This is a genomic window from Arthrobacter sp. yr096 (genome assembly GCF_900108925.1).
Taxonomy (GTDB): Bacteria; Actinomycetota; Actinomycetes; order Actinomycetales; family Micrococcaceae; genus Arthrobacter.
The window spans coordinates 220,507-239,200 of sequence record NZ_FNYI01000001.1 but is presented as its reverse complement, the minus strand read 5'-3'; the positions used below and the strand labels follow the sequence as shown (position 1 = coordinate 239,200).

Annotated in this window: 12 protein-coding genes; 2 read left to right on the top strand and 10 right to left on the bottom strand. The window is 61.4% G+C overall.

The window, feature by feature from the left end; genetic code table 11:
• Nucleotides 1-194: 194 nt before the first annotated feature.
• The 4 genes from BMY91_RS01020 to BMY91_RS01000 all read right to left on the bottom strand — a co-directional run bounded on the left by BMY91_RS01020 (nt 195) and on the right by BMY91_RS01000 (nt 7,251).
• Nucleotides 195-3,011: a S8 family serine peptidase gene (locus BMY91_RS01020; RefSeq protein WP_090817105.1), complete on the bottom strand. Its 2,817-nt coding sequence runs from the start codon at nt 3,009-3,011 to the stop codon at nt 195-197.
• A 236-nt stretch (nt 3,012-3,247) separates the two neighbouring features.
• Entirely contained in the window at nt 3,248-4,465 is a 1,218-nt protein-coding gene (locus BMY91_RS01015) for an MFS transporter (protein WP_090817101.1), read from the bottom strand.
• A 150-nt stretch (nt 4,466-4,615) separates the two neighbouring features.
• Nucleotides 4,616-6,037: a cell wall anchor protein gene (locus BMY91_RS23040; protein WP_177179819.1), complete on the bottom strand. Its 1,422-nt coding sequence runs from the start codon at nt 6,035-6,037 to the stop codon at nt 4,616-4,618.
• Nucleotides 6,038-6,135: 98 nt separating this feature from the next.
• On the bottom strand, nt 6,136-7,251 hold the full coding sequence (locus tag BMY91_RS01000; RefSeq protein ID WP_090817092.1) for a hypothetical protein: 1,116 nt from the start codon (nt 7,249-7,251) through the stop codon (nt 6,136-6,138).
• A 316-nt stretch (nt 7,252-7,567) separates the two neighbouring features.
• Between BMY91_RS01000 and BMY91_RS00995 the strand changes: the two genes are divergently transcribed.
• Nucleotides 7,568-8,830, top strand: coding sequence for a choice-of-anchor P family protein (locus BMY91_RS00995; protein ID WP_143054023.1), 1,263 nt, complete (start codon nt 7,568-7,570; stop codon nt 8,828-8,830).
• Nucleotides 8,831-8,952: 122 nt separating this feature from the next.
• Here the strand turns inward: BMY91_RS00995 and BMY91_RS00990 are convergent, their stop codons facing one another.
• The 3 genes from BMY91_RS00990 to BMY91_RS00980 all read right to left on the bottom strand — a co-directional run bounded on the left by BMY91_RS00990 (nt 8,953) and on the right by BMY91_RS00980 (nt 14,174).
• Nucleotides 8,953-9,825, bottom strand: coding sequence for an MBL fold metallo-hydrolase (locus tag BMY91_RS00990; RefSeq protein ID WP_256212513.1), 873 nt, complete (start codon nt 9,823-9,825; stop codon nt 8,953-8,955).
• A gap of 87 nt (nt 9,826-9,912) precedes the next feature.
• Nucleotides 9,913-11,421 carry a polysaccharide pyruvyl transferase family protein gene (locus BMY91_RS00985; protein ID WP_256212512.1) on the bottom strand — a complete coding sequence of 503 codons (1,509 nt, stop codon included), beginning with the start codon at nt 11,419-11,421 and terminating at the stop codon, nt 9,913-9,915.
• 209 nt (nt 11,422-11,630) lie between these two features.
• Nucleotides 11,631-14,174 carry a S8 family serine peptidase gene (locus tag BMY91_RS00980; protein WP_256212570.1) on the bottom strand — a complete coding sequence of 848 codons (2,544 nt, stop codon included), beginning with the start codon at nt 14,172-14,174 and terminating at the stop codon, nt 11,631-11,633.
• A 162-nt stretch (nt 14,175-14,336) separates the two neighbouring features.
• Between BMY91_RS00980 and BMY91_RS23270 the strand changes: the two genes are divergently transcribed.
• On the top strand, nt 14,337-14,645 hold the full coding sequence (locus BMY91_RS23270) for a hypothetical protein (RefSeq protein WP_218143818.1): 309 nt from the start codon (nt 14,337-14,339) through the stop codon (nt 14,643-14,645).
• A 129-nt stretch (nt 14,646-14,774) separates the two neighbouring features.
• Here BMY91_RS23270 and BMY91_RS00975 read toward each other — a convergent pair whose 3' ends face one another.
• From BMY91_RS00975 to pdhA, 3 genes are read right to left on the bottom strand one after another with little or no spacing between them, the layout of a single operon-like run.
• Nucleotides 14,775-16,253, bottom strand: a complete 1,479-nt coding sequence (locus tag BMY91_RS00975) for a dihydrolipoamide acetyltransferase family protein (protein ID WP_090817082.1) — start codon at nt 16,251-16,253, stop codon at nt 14,775-14,777.
• Nucleotides 16,241-17,338: an alpha-ketoacid dehydrogenase subunit beta gene (locus BMY91_RS00970; RefSeq protein WP_090817079.1), complete on the bottom strand. Its 1,098-nt coding sequence runs from the start codon at nt 17,336-17,338 to the stop codon at nt 16,241-16,243. The genes BMY91_RS00975 and BMY91_RS00970 overlap by 13 nt, the downstream gene beginning before the upstream one ends.
• Nucleotides 17,335-18,528, bottom strand: coding sequence for a pyruvate dehydrogenase (acetyl-transferring) E1 component subunit alpha (gene pdhA / locus BMY91_RS00965; RefSeq protein WP_090817076.1), 1,194 nt, complete (start codon nt 18,526-18,528; stop codon nt 17,335-17,337). The genes BMY91_RS00970 and pdhA overlap by 4 nt, the downstream gene beginning before the upstream one ends.
• Between the last annotated feature and the right edge of the window lie 166 nt (nt 18,529-18,694).

Here is an 18,694-nt window from a genome sequence, read left to right as displayed (position 1 = left end):
AAACAGCGCCCTCTGCTCAAACGCCCCCAAGAGCGCGAAAAAATGGCCGCGAGTCTGCAGCCAGATTGAGTTTAGCCAGAGAGTCAAGATTCCTGCGAATTACCTGTGAGTCGTGTATCACATGCCCGGTAACACCGAGGGCCGGCTGCAGAAAAGTCTGCAACCGGCCCCGGTTGATTTGTACTTTGGCGTCGCTACGGCATCCGGTAGAGGAAGGCTGCCATGGCATCGCGGTTGATGGGAGACAGCGGGCGGTAGGTGTACTGTCCGTCAGCCTCAAGCCAGCCCTTGGAGATCCCTTGTTCGTACATCCACGCCATTTCCTTATAGAACTGCGTTCCATAGGGCACGTCATAGAATGGCAGCCAATTCGGTGGCAAATAATCGGGCTTGTTCGCCAAGCGGTACAGGAAGGCAGCCATGGCGTCACGGTTGATGGGCGTCAAAGGTCGGTAGGTCCGTGACCCATCAGATTCCGTCCATCCCGATGAGATGCCTGTTTCGGCCAACCACGCCATTTCCTTGTAGAACTGCTGGGAGGTCAGCACATCCTTGAACGGGGACTTGGCCGGTGGCGTGTAGGCGGGCGAGCCCGCCATACGGTACAGGAACGCAGCCATCGCGTCACGATTGATCGGTGTCACGGGGCGGTAAGTCACGGACTGGTCCGCTTCTACCCAACCCGTGGAGATTTTCCGATCTGCCATCCACGCCATTTCCTTGTAGAACTGCTGGGAGGTCAGCACATCCTTGAACGGCGACTTGGCCGGAGGGGTGAAGGCTGGGCCTTTGGAGCTGAAGTACGCCAGCCATTCCGATGCTGCACCGTTTGCCAGTGCAAAGCCGTCCCGGATCTTGGCCGTGACCTTGACCTGGCCTCGAGCTGCATAAGTCCCGGCGACAACTGTTGTCCCCGAAATTTGATAATCAGTGCCCTCGGATTCCGGGATGGTGTATTTGTCGTCCGCCATATATGGGGCTTCTGCGAAGCCAACTGCCTCCGGTGTGACTGCCTTGTCTGCCGTCACAACGGTCGGGGTGGCAGCACTGGTCTTGACCACGGTGCCGTAGGCCGGTTTTACGCCAGTTACCTTGACGGTCACTGTCTTACCGGCGTCTGCATCGGCAAGGGTGTAACCCGTCCCCGTGGCGCCAGGGATAGAGGCCCCGGCCCGATACCACTGGTACGAAAGTTCGACGGGTTCAGGTCCCCATGCTCCCGCGTCCATCGTCAGTGCATTGCCCACGTAGGCCGATCCGCTGATAGTGGGAACGTTTGAAGACAACGTGCCCGGCTTCACCGTGGCCGTCGGAGCTGAGGTGCCTGAGACCGTGGGAGTGAAATCCTTTTTGGCTGAAACAGTAAACGTGAGTGTCGAGCCCAAGTCTTCCGGCAAGAGCGTGTACGAGTAGTCGCTGGCGCCAGGAATAGCAACACCGTTACGGTTCCACTGATGGGTCCACTGCGTGAGGTGGTTGAAGGTCCAGTTGCCGATGTCGGTAGAGGTCAAGGTTTTCCCTACGAAGGGCTCACCCGTGATCACCGGGGTTCCACCAATAATCGGTTCAGCTTCCAGTTGTACGTCGCGAAGGGCACCTGTAGCGTTAATGAGCCCCGCACCACAACCGGTGCAGGTAGGCATTTTGGCTGTTGCCTTGAGCTTCGCTTCTACGTCCTCGGGCTTCAGGGCAGGCAGGACCGACAACATCATTGCAGCCACTCCCGCAACATGCGGTGCGGCCATGGACGTTCCAGCCTTGAGGTAGTAATCCTCCGTTGTAGCGCGGTCGGTGCCGTTGTTGAGCGTGGACACGATGCCGCCCAGAACGTCCACGCTCATGTCGCCGCCAGGCGCCATGACGTCGATGGCCGGCCCGTAGTTGGAGTAATAAGCCTTGAGCTCGTCTTTCGTGGTGGCGCCGACGTTAATGACGTTCCGGCAGTTGCCGGGGCTTACCAGGGACGCGTCGATGTTTTCATTGCCGGCAGATACCACCACCACCGCACCCTTGCCATGAGCGAAGTCCACGGCGTTCTGCATGGCGGTGGGACACGTGGATCGCCCACCAAGGCTGAGGTTGATGACGCGGGCAGGGTTTGCGTTCGCGGGGACACCGGTCACGGTTCCACCCGCGGCCCATATGATCGAGTCGACAATATCGGAGGTGTAGCCACCGCACGTGCCAATGGTTCGGATCGGCACAACCTTGGCTTTTGGCGCCACACCGGTGACGCCCTTTCCGTTGCCACCGACGGCCGCAACAATGCCGGCTACGTGGGTCCCGTGCCAAGAGGAAATATTGGCAGGCTCGCCCGGCGCGCACTGACCAGCGCCGGCGGCGTCTCCTTCGTCACGTGGGTTGGAGTCACGCCCGTTCCCATCGCGGGCCACCGCGGCGTCGTTGATCATGTCGTAGCCAGGGAGGACGTTTGCGTTCAGGTCGGAGTGGCTCAGAATCCCGCTGTCGATGACAGCGACTACGCTGCCCTCACCCTGGTTGATGTCCCAAGCCATTGGCATGCGAATGCCGCCCCGGGTGTTGTCGCCCACACCCCACTGAAAATCAAAATAGGTATCGTTGGGCCGGACATCGTGGAGCCGCATGATCATGTCCGGTTCTGCGTATTCCACATTAGGATCCGCCGCCAGCGTGGCAGCCAACTCACCGGCTTCTTCGGCCCCAAGCTTTCGGTCGGTCTTGACTACTTCCTCGCCGGTGGCGGTGGTCCGTACGGCTTGGACAGGGACGCCAGCGGCACCGGCAGCCTGCCGAAGAGAAGATTGCCGGTCAACAGATTGGATGCCCGCGCGCTCTTTGAACTTCACGATGAACTGATCGGTGGGTATCACTGACGATTGCGTGGACGTCGACAACGGCGCCGCACTCGGCGCCGGTACTGGAACGTCATCCGCCGTTGCCGGCAACGCTGGCAGGCCAGCTCCGACCAACGCGATAACGCCTACAAGTAGTAATTGAGAGCGCACGCTGGCTCTCCGTCGGTTCTGCATAGACAGCGCCCTCTGCTCAAACGCCCCCAAGAGCGCGGAAAAATGGCCGCGAGTCTACGGCCAGCATGAGTTTAGCCACTCTCTGGAGTTTCCTGCGAATTTCCTGTGAGTCGTCTCTGGCGCCGGCCGGGGGTTCTTCATCGGGTTTGCCCGTCACAGGAGCCGATCCCAACCTATCGAGGTTTCAGAACGCCCCTCAGTGGAATAAACAGGGTCAGAAACCTACGCAAAACAACTCAATAATTGCGCCGGTGCTTCAGCCTGGGAATCGCGACGGCGAACACCACCGCCGCTGCGAAGCCAAGTACGCCTGTGGCCCAGATGCCTGCGGACAGTGAAATGGCGGCCGTCAGTCCGGACATGAGCACAGGCCCCCCGGTAGCGCCCGAGTCGGCGATGAATCGCCAGATGCCAAGGAAGTGGCTCCGCCCGTTGTCGGGCGAGAAGTCTGCGCCGAGAGTCATGATGAGCCCGGAGCTGATGCCGTTGCCGAAGCCGATCAGCAGGGCGACCAGCAGCAACGGCACGAACCCGCCAGTGAATGGGATCAGGATCAGGGCGCTCCCCATAATCACGGTGGACGGGATGGCCACCCACTGCCGCCCCTTCCTGTCCATGAGCTTTCCGGCAGGGTAGAACACCAGCATGTCGATCGCTCCGGAGAGACCGAAGAGAAGGGAAGCATGCGTCGCATCGAGGCCCAGGTGATCCGCCCACAACGGGATAACCACTTGACGTGAGGCACGCAATGCACTGAGCAGTAGGATGCCGAAACCGACGGACAGGAACACCCCCGCGTGGGATGCCGCGACGCTCCGCAACGTGGACGCCGGAGGGCGTGGACCGCCGTCGGACGTGTCAGGGGCCACCAGGTCCGGGATGGTGAGCGACAAGGCCGCTGCCGCCATCATCCCCGCAAATCCAACCCAGTATGCCCCGCTGATTCCCGCGAACTGCATGACGCCGGCACCAACGAAAGGCCCAATGAAGATACCGATCCTGGTGACGCCGCCCAGTGTGGACAGTGCCCGGGCCCGGTAAAGAACAGGGACAGCTTCGGTGAGGAACTTTTGCCGTGCAAGGTTAAAGACGCTGGCCGACATCCCCACCAGGGTCATGGACGCCGCAAGCAACCAGAGCCCGTGCTCCATTTGAGGTGCGAAAGCTGCCGCACCTAACGCCATAGCGCCCAGGGCGCCCGCCCCGACGATCGACCATCGTTCGCCGAACTTCTCGGTGATGATTGATGCCGGAATGTTGAAGATCCAGGACCCCAGCCCGATCAGCGTCACGATCAAGGCGGAAACTGCGACGGACGCCCCGAGGTCACGTGCCGAGAGTGCGATGACCGGAAGGACCGCCCCTTCACCTATACAGAACAACAGTGCGGGCCCGAAGGCCGGCAATGCAACGCTGCGAAGGCTGAAGGCTTGATTCGTCTGGGTCTTGGTCATCCCTTTCATCCTAGGACTGCGGTAGCTGCAGTCGGGGCCAGCATTACGTTGTGCAATGCGCACCAGCACACCAGTGGGTTCCGCAGTTGTTGCGGCTCCGGGATCCGAAGCCGCAACAGCTACATGCGAAGCGGGATTGCCTGCGGCCGACTACCGGCGGTTGGCTGCCGCCTTCCGTCGGCTACCTGCGGCCAGGAGCAGGCCCATCAGAAGCATGGCGCCTGCCCAGACAACGAAGGTGCCGTTCAGCCCCGTATTGGCCAGTGAGCTTGAGCTCCCGACGGCGGTGGAGGCTGCCGCGGTCTTCGCACCCTGGGTGGAACTAAGGGTCACAACGGTGCCAGCTTGGGTGCCGACCCCTGCAGTGGTGCCGGTAACGGGAGCGTTGCCCCCAGCGTTAGGACCGCCGCCAGCAGGCGGGTTGACGGTCGGCGGGTTCACCACCGGAGGCGTAACCACAGGCGGGTTCACCACCGGAGGCGTAACCACAGGCGGGTTCACCACCGGAGGCGCAACCACAGGCGGGTTCACAACCGGAGGCGTAACGGTGCCGACTGAGCCGCCTCCGACGCCCACTGACGTGGAACCGACAGTTACGGGAGCCGTAATCGGTATGACCAGCTGGGTTCCCGAGAGGAGTCCGTCGTTGCCGGAAGTGGTGCTGCCACCCGTGGTGCCAGCAGGAGCAGCCCCACCGGAAGAACCAGTGCTCGTTGCGGAAGAGTCACCCAACACACCAGCCGAAGTAAAACCCAGATTCACCGGGGCCGTAATCGGAGCAACAACCTGAGTCCCCGAACCAACACCATCCGAACCGCTCGTCGAAGCGCCAGAAGTGCCACCAGCAGGAACAGTCCCACCAGAACTGCCGGACGTGGCTGCAGAATCTCCAGCCACACCCACAGCAGTGGCTCCGACATTAACAGGGACCACTATCGGAGCCACTACCTGAGCGCCGGATGCGATTGACTCTCCCCCCGACGTTGTTGCCTGCGCCGGCGCTTGAGCCGGTGCGGGAGCTGATGTTGCCGGCGTTGAGGTGGCAGATGAGTCACCCAGGACGCCCGCCGACGTCGACCCCACCGTGATGGGAACCGTCACGGGAGCGACCACTTGGGTTCCCGAGGCGATGCCGCCGGAACCGCTGGTCCCGGCTGCCGGCGTCGAACTTGTTGCCGCTGCTGGTGCGGCAGGTGTGGCTGGGCTCGCCACAGTGGAGCCCCCCAGCAGACCCACTGACGACGAGCCCAGGTTTATGGGCACCGAAACCGGGGCGACTACTTGCGTACCGGAAACGATGCTGTCGGAGCCGCTGGTGGTGGCAGCAGGTGCTTGGCCCGAACCTCCAGCAGTTGCCGGCGCGGACGTCGTAGCTGCTGAATCCCCCAACAGTCCCAGTGATGTGGCGCCGGTGGTGATAGGCGCCGATACAGGCGCAACCACCTGCGTTCCGGAAAGGAGCCCGTCCTTGCCGCTGGTAGTATCCGCGGCATTTGCCGCGGTTGCGCTGAGGACAATCATGCCCCCGGCAAAGCATGTGCCGATCAGGCACTTGCGAATGGTCGTGTTCATTGTGATCTTCTCCTGAAGGTCTTGTTCCCAGAGGCGTCCGTTGTCGGATCGGCCGAATTACCGTCTGCTGCGGACTAAAGCGCAGCTGGGCTGGGGAACTAGTCAGGAGAGGAGCCGGGATCAAAACAGACCGGCTTTGGATGGTGTTCATCGCTGACCGTCACAAGGTCAGAAAGGAAATCCGCGGGAATGATGAGCCCGCCGTGCAGGAAAGCTGCCGCAGGGGTCGGTGGACCGTTTTGGGAGTTACCGGCCCCGGCCCCAGCCAGGCCAGCCGGTACAGCTTTGGGGTCCGCAGGCAACTCCGCCGGCGCCCTACGGTTGCTCGTCGCGGCTGCTCCAACGGCCAGTACCGTGCCTGAATAGCCGAGCACGCGGGCGTTGGGAAGCACCGGCGCAGCAGTCGCGAGTGCTAGCTGCTCGACTTGTGCGGGAGATGACTCCCGGGGTGGAGTTCCGGCCACGGCCTCACCTTCCGGTGGACTTACGACGCCGGAACCTGGGAGCGTGCCGACGCCCGGGGCTGTGTCTCCAGCCGGGATTTCGGGAGGTTCGGAGCCCCCACCAGCCAGCGGCGGAAGGCCCGGTACAACCGGTGGAACAACCGTGGCGACTGGCAGGAGGACGGTGTCAACCACATCCACGATCGGCTGAACAATGGGGTTCGTTACGTCGGTGACGGGCTCCAAGCCAAGGGGTGCCAGGCCATCGTTGACGGGAGGAACCACTGCCTCCACGGTCTGGTCAACGCTTCCAGTTACTGGAGCCACCACCGTGTCCACGACGTTTTCGACTGTTTCAGCCGGAACAACGTGGTTGACGACTGGGACGGTCCCCACGATGGTGCCGACCGATCCCCCCACGTGCTCCACGATGGGCGTCACCACCGGAACATGAATGGTCATCGGTTTAGTGGGCACTACCGCCTTAGCAGGTGCGGGCAGCGGCACGTTCGGGACAGGAATGCTGATGATTTGAGCCTTCGCAGGTGGATCAGCAGCTTTTGCAACGGACCCGACGGCGTCTGTTGCCGAGGAAACAGCAGCGGAGACGTTGGACGATGCTTCACCCACAAGTGTGTGATTATCTGCAGATCCACTGTCGGCATTCGCAGCTGTTGCGGAGAGTGCCATCCAGATTGCCGTACCGGCTCCAGCGATCATGACAGAGCGGAGAATGTTGGTAGCACGCGGGAATACGCGTGTGCCCTTCATCTCGACACCCCCAGGTAGTCGCGAACCGAATGGTCGCCTTCATCCTAGGACTGGAGTTACCCATTAGTCCATGGCTGGGAGTAAACAAGATTTCACAACGTGATTCCGGGGGGCCCTCATCTCACAGAATCCCTGCAGCCTGCACCGCGCGGACAATTCTTGGTTAGTCCTGCCTAGGGCGTCGGACGAGGGAATAGAAAAGAAACTCTTTACCCGATTCGTTGGATCTATTGTTTTAGCCTATTTCCGGACTGTACCGTGAGCACCACCGTAAGCACTCTTACGAGATCGTGTACGACATTCTGGGGAGAACTACATGAAACGTTCGCATGTTGCTTTATTGGGGGCACTAACTCTTGCGCTTGCCGGGTCGGCTACGCCGGCCCTCGCCGCAACCACACCAGCGCAGGTAACCACCGGATTCGCTGGTACCGCGTATGGTTCCTACATTTTCAATACGGACAAGACACTAACTTCAGGTCCTACGGCGAGTTCCGGCATCAGTTGCACAGGCCTCACTGGAAGGACGTCCTCGAACACCGCAGCGGCATTGCCCGTGCCCGCCGTCGGCAACGTCGGCGCCGCAACAACCAGTGTCAAAACACTGCTGACCACCACAGGTAAGCGAATCGAAAGCAAATCAACGATCGCTGGTACCAACCTTCTGGGTGGACTTGTCACTGCCGGTGCCATCACCTCCGAAAGTTCTGCGGATAAAAACACTGCGGGCGCTTTTTCTGGAACAAATAAGACGACCATTGCTGACTTGAAGGTTTTGGGAGTCGCGGTTGGGGCCAACCCCGGCGCGAACACTGTGCTCGACCTCAAGGCACCGTTGTTGGGTTCCATCGGAAAAATCACGCTCAATGGCCAGGAAAAAGTCCTTGTCAACGGCGTCTACAAGGTTTCGACCACGGCCCTTCGTGTTGAGGTCCTTAAGGCTGGTCTGGCCGGCATCAAGGTCGGAACGGACATCCGCCTCGGCGTCAGCACGGCCAACCTTACCCCAGCCCAGGCCGGATATCTTTCCGGTACGGGCTTCACCAGCAGGGCCGTTCTCGCCAATGGCCTGCTCAATTCCGGGCCTACAGCGGTGGCCTACGCAGGGTGTGGTGCTGGGACCACCTCCGCAAACGTGGCAGGACTTAATATCCCTGGCCTTGCAAGCTCCGGAGCAGCCTCAACGAAGACCATCGGAGTTCTGTCACCACAACCGAAGGTCACCGTGACCAATTCCCTTGCAGGACTGAACGTGCTCAACGGACTGATCCAGGCCGATGCCATCAAGGCCGAGACGAGTACGACCCGAGCCGCGGGCGCCACCACAGCGACATTGTCGGACACGTCAACGTTCACCAACCTCAGGATCGCGGGGCTGCCGGCCATCAACGCTTCTGTCGCCCCGAACACCGTGGTGCAGGTGGCGGGCCTCGGCCAAGTGACTCTGCACAAGGTCAGCAAATCATCCACATCAATCATCGTCACCATGATTGACGTGGTGCTGAGCCAACCCATCGGCGCACTGCCCACAGGATCCAAGATCCAGATCGGCTACTCCTACACAGGAATCGGACAATAGCCGGCGGTCTGTAGGCCAAGGATTGGGTCCTTATCACTGGTTAGAAACTGAACGGTCCGTCACCAACATTCTGATGACGGACCGTTCTTCTGCTTCGTTGACTGGATTTCAGCAGCCCTGGATTAAGAAGGGTAGGAACCTGTTTTTCCCGGTCCGAAGTCCGGAGTAGCCAGCGAGGCACGTCCTTGGGCGTTGGTTTCTTGAAGCCTCTTGATGAACCAGCGGGACTGCTCCGGGCCGTATGGCAGGACGGGAATCGCCTTGGTTGCGTCTGAAGGCATGTCCCGAATGCTCTGGGTGGCCTGGCGGACAGCCGTGCTCATGGTGTCGGCCATGGTTTTGACGAACTCGTCGCTGGCGGGCTTGCCGTGACCTGGCACCAGGAACTCGTAGCGGTGGCGGAGGGCAGAGATGTGCCGCAGGGCATCTGCCCACTCCTCGGGGTACGAATCCTCGAACGACGGATGCGCGCCCTGCTCCACCAAGTCACCCACATAAAGCGTGGAGCTGGTGCCTACCAAGAGGTCACCGTCAGTGTGCGCGCGGCCCAGGTAGAAGAGGGTCGCTGTGATTCCGCCGAGGTCCACGAGGACCGGCTGGTCGTGGACCAGCGCGTTGGGAACAACGATGTCGACGGCGTCGCCTTCCGATGCTGCCATCTCCGGTTCGTTGGTGGCCACGAAGCGGCGCTGGTTGTCGGCGTCGCGCTGGATGGCCGCAGCACAGTTGGCGTGCGCCCAAAACTCTGTGACGCCGTCGTCGGCAAAGACTGCGTTGCCGAAGAAGTGGTCATAGTGCGCATGTGTGTTCACAACTACCAGCGGCAGCTGGGTCTTTTCGCGGACCGCAGCGAGGATCTCCCGGCCTTGGCGGGGGCCGCAGCCGGTGTCGATGACCATGGCAAGCTCAGAGCCCACCACGAGCCCGGTGTTCAGTAACGATCCCTCGGTTTCCAAGACGTAGTTGTCCGGTCCGAGTTCTAGCCAAGCTGACAATTCGTGCTCCGTATCCACTGCAATCCGGCGATGTTCAGGCCTCTACTCTACCCATCAAAACCGAGGGAAAGCTGGAAGACTGGCGGGTCAGGCCCGCAGCAACTTCAGGCGTCGTGCCACCCGTACAACAAGGGAGGTCTCGAGCGCCCGGAGCTGATTCTGGAGCTCGTTGGATTCGGTCTCTACGGCTGACAGTTTCCCGGCCGAGTCCTCCAAAGCAACCCGCAGCTTCTCGTGTTCAGCTTCCACCGCCGCGAGAGTGCCGGTGGTGTCCTCCAAGGCATGGGTCAGCCGGTAAAGCTCCACGGACTGGTGACCAATGTGCGATTCGTTGTTGGCCGTTAGTTTGGCAGCGGCAGGGTGCTCGCCCGAGTGCAGTTCGGGGAAGACCGGTTCCGGAGTGCTGAGGACCGGGGCGTCCAGGGTGGCGCCCTTGAGGGTCTCGACGACGGCGTCCCACCATGTGCTTTGGAACGAGCTTTGCGCAGGGCTGAGGTCCTGCAGATAAGCCCGGATGTCATTCCGGCGGTTCCAGAGAAGGTCCACATAGTCGTCAAACCCTGGGGTTACCACGTGCCTCAATGAACGCAGGGTGTGTCCCAAGCCCCAGTTGGCAAGGGCGCCACCCAGCCGGACTTCTCCGTAGTAGTCCACCGCAATACCAAGGCAAGGCACCCCTACTGCCAATGCGAAGACGATGGGGTGGTATCTGCTGGCGACTACGAATTCGGCCCGCATCGTCAGGGATGCAGCGTCTTCCGCAGTGAACTGCCCGCAGACGGTGACGTTCTTGGACCGCATCCGGCGGCGGATATCCTCGTGCGTCTCCATGTCCATGTCACGGTTCCCCGGTCGGGACATGTGCGGAACCATCACGACGTCCACCTGGCCGGCATCAGCGATTCTGTCCAGCAGGTCGGCTACGCCCTGGTTAAAGTCGTCCCTGTCCATCGCTCCCGTTCCAGGCGCGAAGCTGGCCACTATGTACGGCCGATCCGGGCTGGGCTGGTACGTCGGAACGGCCGACGAATAGGCTGCGTCAACAGGGCCCGCTTTGAGGAAGCTGGCGTCATCCAAGGTCAATCCGGCCGGGACGCCAGCTTCACGCATCAGTTCGAAGGACGTTTGCTCCCGGACACTGGAGAGCGCTGCCGAGCGGAAGAGTTCCACAGCGGCGTCGTAGTCGGGTCCTGTGAGGACGGGTCCCACGGTCTGGCCAGAGATGACCAGCGGCTTGTCGAGTGCGTTCGCAATTGCGCCCACTGCGGCCCGTTCGTACAGCAACCAGCCATACGGGGAATTCATGTTGCCGCCGCCTGCAATAACCACACCATCAGAAGACTTAATTGTCTCGATGAGCGTATGGACCTGATCTGCGGCAGGAAGGGCATCCATATCACCCGCCAGGACAGCCTGGATTTCCTTCAGGTACGTCTCTCGACGGTTGGGAGGCCACGGGAACTTCAAGGTCTTCACTGCGGCCGTGCCATACAGCTTGCTGCTCTGTTCCGGGTTCCGGGACAGGAGCACAATGTCCGTGATTCCGCGGGCCTGGAGTTCGTCCACTACGGCATGAGTCATCGCTTCGTCACCCACGTGATAAATGGATTGACCAATGTCTCCAAGAACTACAACTCGCACGGTACCTCGGTTTTAGAGCGTCAAAAAGCAGCTTCCAGCCTACCGGGTCGGGCTGTGGGAACCGGACGGTGGCTTTTTGGTTGTGGAAAAGTACGACGCCGGTGGTCAGGTTCGAGGGGAACCTGACCACCGGCGTCGTGAAGGTCTTAATGCCTTCTACACGGCTACTTTCCGTATTTTTGGTTGTAGCGAAACATGAAAGCAGCCATCGCGTCGCGGTTCACAGGCTGGAGCGGCCGGTACGTCTTGGACCCATTTGCCTCGGTCCAGCCAGTGGAAATCCCTGCCCCAGCCAGCCAGCTGATCTCGTTCTGGAACTGGGCCCCAGCAGGCACATCCGCGAACGAGGCAGAGGACGTGACCGCCGGCTTACCCGCGAAGCGGTACATGAAAGCAGCCATAGCGTCCCTGTTCACCGGCTGCACCGGCCGGAACGTCTTGGACCCATTGGCCTCCACCCAACCAGTCGAGATGCCCTGGGACGCAAGCCAGGTGATCTCTTTGTAGAACTGCGTACTCGGAGTCACGTCAGCAAACGGCGACTTCGCGGGTGCCTGGAACGCAGGCGAACCAGCCAATCGATACATGAACGCAGCCATCGCATCCCGGTTCACCGCCTGCAACGGGCGGAACGTCCTGGACCCATTCGCCTCAACCCACCCCGTGGAAATCCCCTGCGATGCCAACCACGAAATTTCAGCATGGAACTGGGCGCCCGGCGCAACATCCGCGAACGAGACCGCGGACGCGGACTTGAACGTGGCAGACCAAGACGCGGTCGCACCAGCAGCCAACACGTAATCCGTCTTCGCCTTCGCCGTGACCGTCACCGTGCCAGTTCCCGGATACGTGCCCGCAGCGACAACCTTCCCGCCGACCAGATACTCAACACCCGCCGTGGACGGGACAACATAAACGTCGTCCTTCGTGCCGTCCTTATCCGTAAACGTGACGGCTGCAGGAGTCACCACAAACGGGGTGGCCTTGAACGTGGCAGACCACGACGCGGTCGCACCAACAGCCAACACGTAATCCGTCTTCGCCTTCGCCGTGACCGTCACCGTGCCAGTTCCCGGATACGTGCCCGCAGCGACAACCTTCCCGCCGACCAGATACTCAACACCCGCCGTGGACGGGACAACATAAACGTCGTCCTTCGTGCCGTCCTTATCCGTAAACGTGACGGCTGCAGGAGTCACCACAAACGGGGAGGCCTTGAACGTGGCAGACCACGACGCGGTCGCACCAACAGCCAACACGTAATCCGTTGTCGCCTTCGCCGTGACCGTCACCGCGCCCATTCCCGGGTACGTGCCAGCAGCAACGACCTTCCCACCGACCAGGTACTCAACACCCGTCGTCGAAGGAACAACATACACGTCGTCCTTCGAACCGTCCTTGTCCGTAAAGACAACGGCGGCAGGAGTCACGGTAAAGGGAGTCGCCTTGAACGTATACGACCACTCCGTGGCAGCACCCTCGGCGAGTACGTACTTCCTCATGGCCCTTGCCGTCACCTTCACCGTGCCTGCTCCCGGGTAGGTGCCTGAAGCGACTACTTCGCCAGCAACAACATACTCAACGCCAATTGTCTTCGGAACCGTGTAGGTGTCATTCGGCGTACCGTCCTCGTCGGCGAACACCACTGGCGCAGGGGTCACGGACGTACGTGCGACTACCCCGTCCACCGCTGCCGCAGCGTCCACCAAGCCTGCACCACAGCCCATCCAACACTCGGAAGGAAGCGGACGCGCTGAGTCTTTCAGACGCTGTTCTACTGCATCAGGACTAAGGTCAGCGCCGGCTTCGGAATACAGGAGTGCAGCTATGCCGGCAACATGTGGAGCCGCCATCGAAGTCCCCTGTTTGAACTGGTAGGCCTCCTGCCCCGGTGTCGTTGCGCCCGTGTTGGAAGTCGACAGGATGCCGCCTAAAGCGTCCCAACTCATGTCTCCACCTGGCGCGGTGACGTCTACCACACTGCCGTAGTTAGAATACGGAGCCAGCGCTCCCGTCTGTCCGCTCGCAGCAACTGCGATGACGTTCCGGCAATTGGCAGGGCTTGAATCCGCGGCTGGCCGGCTGGAGTTCCCGGCTGAAACAACCACTGAAGAACCTGCGTTGTGAGCGAAGTCGATCGCATTCTGGTACGTAACCGAGCAGGCTCTTGTACCGCCGAGGCTGAGGTTTATCACTCGCGCTGGGTTGGGATTGACCGGCACCCCGGCGACATCACCACCGGCGGCCCAAATAATTGAGTCTGCAATGTCCGATGTGTACCCGCCGCAGGCACCGAGCGCACGGATCGGCAAAATCCGAGCCTCCGGAGCCACGCCGCTAACACCATTCTTGTTGCCAGCGATGGCAGCCACGGTGCCCGCTACATGTGTTCCGTGCCAAGACGATTCTCCCTGGGCACTGCCGTATGAGCATTGATTTGCAGAAACCCAGTCCCCCTCATCTGAAGGATTGGAATCCCGCGCATCTCCGTCGCGCGCAATCGAGGCGCTCGAAATCATGTCATAACCCGGGAGGACGTTGCCGTCCAGCTCCGAATGGCTAGTGATCCCGGTGTCAACAACGGCAACCACGACGCCTTGACCTCGGTTCCATTCCCATGCTCCCGGCGCCCGAATGCCCGTCTGGTCTTCTCGCAAATTCCACTGAAACTGGTATAAACCATCGTTTGGTTCAGCCGAAGTCTGCATGATGGCATCAGGTTCTGCGTATGAAACCTTCGGATCAGATCTGAGTGCATCGAGGAAAAGCCCAGAATCATCTGTTGAAAGCGCCTCATCGAGCTTCACGATGTACCCGCCGGCGGCTGTTTGGCGTACCTCTTCAGCAGTAGTTTCGAGCATGCTTGCCGCTTGAACGACTGCATTTTCTGCTACCGCAAGTTCCTGTCCAGCGTTGGAGTTGATACCAACAATGAACTGATCAGTGAATACCTCGGACGATTCCTGGAGCAAATGGGGCGTGCTAGGCAAAACCTCATTGTTGTCTGCGAAGGCGGGAAGCGCCACCGCTCCCATACTGAACAAAAGAGTCGCAACTACTGTGCCGGACGCAGCCAGCGCTCGGGCACGGAAATTCTTTGGCATATTTCTGGGCATCCTACGGACATGGCGACCACCCCTGAGTCGGTTGGTCGCAGGCAGTTGGAGATCACCAACTGACCCCCGGGAGATTGTAAGCAGACTTTTGACTTGCGCCGCGCCACTTTTGCATTTAAGACACCGCCACAACAAATGCGGAAGGGCCTCGAATCATGACGATCCGAGGCCCTCTTTGTGTGCAACAAGTACTTACATATCCGCGAGCGCTCCACCCGGGTTCTCGATCGCGTCAGCCACGTACCGCAGGAAGCCCGCAGCCGTTTCGCCGTCGCACACCCGGTGGTCGAAGGCGAGGGTCAACTCGGTGACCTTGCGGACGGCCAGCTCACCATTGACCACCCACGGCTTGTCGATGATGCGGCCCACACCCAGCATCGCAACCTCGGGGTAATTAATGATTGCAGCCGAGCCGTCCACGCCGAACACACCGTAGTTGTTGAGCGTGAAGGTGCCCGAGCCCAGCTCGGTTGGAGTCGCTTTACCCTCACGGGCGACGGCGGTAAGGCGGCGAATCTCCGCGTCCAGCTCACGGGCGCTCAGCCCATGCGCGTTGCGGACCGAAGGAACAACGAGACCGCGGTCCGTCTGGGCCGCGAAACCGAGGTTGATGCCATCGAAGCCGACGATCTCTTGCGAGCCATCTGAAGCAGTTTCAAAGCGGGTGTTCAGGGCCGGGTACTTTTTTAACCCAGCCGTGACAAAACGGGCGATGAAGGCCAGCAGACCGGGGGTATCGTGCGGTGCGCGCTTCTTGAGTTCAGCCCGCATCTCAAGCAGAGCCGTTGCGTCTACATCCACCCAGACCGTTGCCTCGGGGATCTCGGAACGGCTGCGGGTCATATTCGCCGCGACAGCCTTGCGGACTCCGCGAACCGGTGTCCGCGCCGTGACGGCCAAGCCAGTCCGGTTATCAACGGAACCTTCGGCAGCGGCCGTCGCCTCTGCCTTGGACGGAGAAACGGCGGGAGCTGCAGGAGCGTCCGGCGCTGAGATAGCAGCCTCCACGTCCCGGCGCATGATCAATCCGCTGGCACCCGAGCCTTCAATGGCGTCGAGCGAAACGCCATGGTCGCGTGCCATCTTACGCACGAGCGGGGAAATGACGGCGCTGAGCTTTCCTGGGATGCGCGTCCCGGCAACCACCGGTTCCATCATCGGTTCAGCAGCGGGCTCAGCCACGGCTCCAAGATCGACGACGGCGACACTCGCCTTGCGCGGCCGGGTGCGACCACCGGTCGCGCCACCAGGGGTGCCATAGCCGATCAGCACGTTGCCGGAACCGGCCTTCTCCTCCGTGCGATACGACTCCGCCGCAGCCTCAACTGCAGGCGAGGCATCAATACCGGAGGAGACGGCAGTGGGCGCCACAGACACGGCTGCGGCAGCGGGCGCCGCGGCCGCAGCGCCAGCCCGGGCGATCGAGATCAGCGGCTTGCCGACGTCGAGCGTTTCCCCGGCCTGACCGTGAAGCTCGGCAACCGTACCGGCGTAAGGCGAAGGCACCTCCACCATTGACTTGGCGGTCTCGACCTCGGCAATCGGCTGGTCAACCTTGACCTCGTCACCAACGGCGACAAGCCAGTTCACCAGTTCAGCTTCGGTGAGGCCTTCCCCCAAGTCGGGCAGTTTGAAGACCTGCATATCTGAGCTCACGGTCAGTCCTCCCATTGAAGGTCGTCGACGGCGTCGAGGATGCGATCGACGCTTGGCAAGTAGTAGTGCTCCAGCTTGGGAGACGGGAACGGTACGTCGAAGCCGGTGACGCGGAGGATCGGCGCCGCGAGGTAGTGGAACGCGCGTTCCTGGACGCGGGCAACGATCTCGGAGGACACGGACGCGAAGCCATGCGCTTCAGCGATCACGACGGCGCGTCCCGTCTTGCGTACGGACGCGCAGACGGTCTCGTCGTCGAAGGGGACCAGCGTGCGGACGTCGATGACTTCCAGGGAGCGGCCTTCTTCAGCGGCGGCAGCGGCAGCGGCGAGCGCGGTGGGTACGGACGGGCCGTAGGCGATGAGCGTCGCGTCTGTGCCGGGACGGGCAACCGCCGCGCGGCCCTCGGTGGAGGTGCCGGCGTCGTGCTCTGCTCGCAAGGCACCCAAGTCAACCTGATCCTTGGACCAGTAGAGCTTCTTGGGTTCCATGAACATCACGGGGTCATCAGAGTCGATTGCTTCGCGGAGCATGCGGTAGCCGTCGGCCACTGTGGCCGGGGTGTAGACCTTGAGGCCGGCGGTGTGGGCGTAGTAGGACTCGGAAGAGTCGCAGTGGTGCTCCACTCCCCCGATGCCGCCGGCGTAGGGAACGCGGATGACCATGGGCATTTTGAGCTTGCCCTTGGTGCGGTTGTGCATCTTGGCCACGTGGCTGACGATCTGCTCGAAGGCAGGGTAGGCGAAGGCGTCGAACTGCATTTCGATGACAGGGCGCATGCCGTTGATAGCCATGCCCACTGCCATGCCGACGATGCCGGATTCTGCCAGCGGGGTGTCGAAGCAGCGTTGTTCGCCGAACTCGGCCATGAGGCCGTCGGTGATGCGGAAGACGCCGCCCAGCATTCCCACGTCTTCGCCGAAGACCAGGACGGAAGAGTCGGCGCGCATGGCATCGGCCATGGCCGTGTTCAGCGCCTTGGCCATGGTGAGGCTTTGCGGGCCGGTGGCTTCGGCAGTGGCCGCGGCGGAAGCGGCGGCGCTGGCGGTGGCTGCGCTGACGTTGGCTGTGGTGGTGCCGGCAGTGGTGGTGACGGTCATTTTGCGCTCTCCTCTCGTGCGAGTTCGCTGGCGAGCATCTCGGACTGTTCTTTCAACTGCGGGGTTTGCTTGGCGAAGACGTACTTGAAGAGGTCCAGCGGCTGAACGGGGACGTCCTCGCCCAGGCCTTCGCGGAGCTGGGTGGCGACGGTTTCGGCGTGCTCAGCAATCCTGTTGCTGGCCTCATCGTCGAGGAGACCCTTGTCCGTGAGGTACGACTTCATACGCGCCAGCGGATCCTTTGCCTGCCATTCGGCGACTTCGCTGTCCGGGCGGTAGCGGGTAGCGTCGTCGGCGTTGGTGTGGGCCTGCATGCGGTAGGTGTGGGCTTCGATCAGCAACGGTCCAGAGCCGTCGCGGGCCAGCTTCACGGCCCGGTCCATCACGGCGAGCAGCGCCACGAGGTCGTTACCGTCAACGCGCTCACCGGCCATGCCGTAGCCAACAGCCTTGTGGGCCAGCGACGGTGCCACGGACTGGTGGCTGAGCGGTACGGAGATGGCGTATTTGTTGTTCTGGACGAAGAAGATGACGGGAAGGTGGAAGACGGCGGCGAAGTTCAGGGCCTCGTGGAAGTCGCCCTCGCTGGTAGCGCCGTCGCCGCACATCGCCATCACAACGGTGTTTTCACCGCGCAGCTTGGCAGCGTGGGCGACGCCCACGGCGTGCAGCAATTGGGTGGTGAGCGGGGTGCATTGGATGCCCACATTGTGCTCGGTGGGGTCGTACCCGCCGTGCCAGTCGCCGCGGAAAATGGTCATCACCTCAACGGGGTCCACCCCGCGGGTCATGACGGCGACGGCATCACGATAGGTGGGAAAAAGCCAGTCCCCCTCGCTAAGGCACATGGCAGCTGCCACCTGGCAGGCTTCCTGGCCGTGGCTTGAGGGATAGACGGCCATACGGCCCTGCCTGACGAGCGCTGAGTTCTGGTCGTTAACGCGGCGGCCGACGACGAGCTGCTCGTACGCGGCCATGAGTTCAGCATCGCTGGGCGTGGGGTATTCGTGGCCGGGTTCGGTGCCTTGCTCGTCATGGGAGCGGAGGGTGCCGTCCGGGTTCACCATTTGGATCTGGTGCCGGGCGGGAAGCATGTAGTCCTCAACGCTGATGCCGAATTTTGTCCGAACGTCAGCAGCTTGGTCCTCTACAACCGTTTCCGGCGCAGAGTGGTCTGCGTGGATCGTCATTGGTCCGTCCTTCTCTAGCCACTATGTGCTTCCAGTATGTTCCCCCGCGATATTTCGTATCCAGCTTTCGGCTGAATCATGGAAGACCTTGCCTAAAATGGGTATTCTGAAAGACAGATTGCAATTGTGAGCTGGGTAACGTGCCCGTGCTGTAGACGGTTTGGAG

What these genes read in the sequence shown, in the direction of transcription:
- BMY91_RS01020 (WP_090817105.1), bottom strand. Translation starts at nt 3,011, where the DNA reads ATGCAGAACCGACGGAGAGCCAGCGTGCGCTCTCAATTACTACTTGTA.
- BMY91_RS01015 (WP_090817101.1), bottom strand. Translation starts at nt 4,465, where the DNA reads ATGACCAAGACCCAGACGAATCAAGCCTTCAGCCTTCGCAGCGTTGCA.
- BMY91_RS23040 (WP_177179819.1), bottom strand. Translation starts at nt 6,037, where the DNA reads ATGAACACGACCATTCGCAAGTGCCTGATCGGCACATGCTTTGCCGGG.
- BMY91_RS01000 (WP_090817092.1), bottom strand. Translation starts at nt 7,251, where the DNA reads ATGAAGGGCACACGCGTATTCCCGCGTGCTACCAACATTCTCCGCTCT.
- BMY91_RS00995 (WP_143054023.1), top strand. Translation starts at nt 7,568, where the DNA reads ATGAAACGTTCGCATGTTGCTTTATTGGGGGCACTAACTCTTGCGCTT.
- BMY91_RS00980 (WP_256212570.1), bottom strand. Translation starts at nt 14,174, where the DNA reads ATGCAGACTTCGGCTGAACCAAACGATGGTTTATACCAGTTTCAGTGG.
- BMY91_RS00975 (WP_090817082.1), bottom strand. Translation starts at nt 16,253, where the DNA reads ATGGGAGGACTGACCGTGAGCTCAGATATGCAGGTCTTCAAACTGCCC.
- BMY91_RS00970 (WP_090817079.1), bottom strand. Translation starts at nt 17,338, where the DNA reads ATGACCGTCACCACCACTGCCGGCACCACCACAGCCAACGTCAGCGCA.
- pdhA (WP_090817076.1), bottom strand. Translation starts at nt 18,528, where the DNA reads ATGACGATCCACGCAGACCACTCTGCGCCGGAAACGGTTGTAGAGGAC.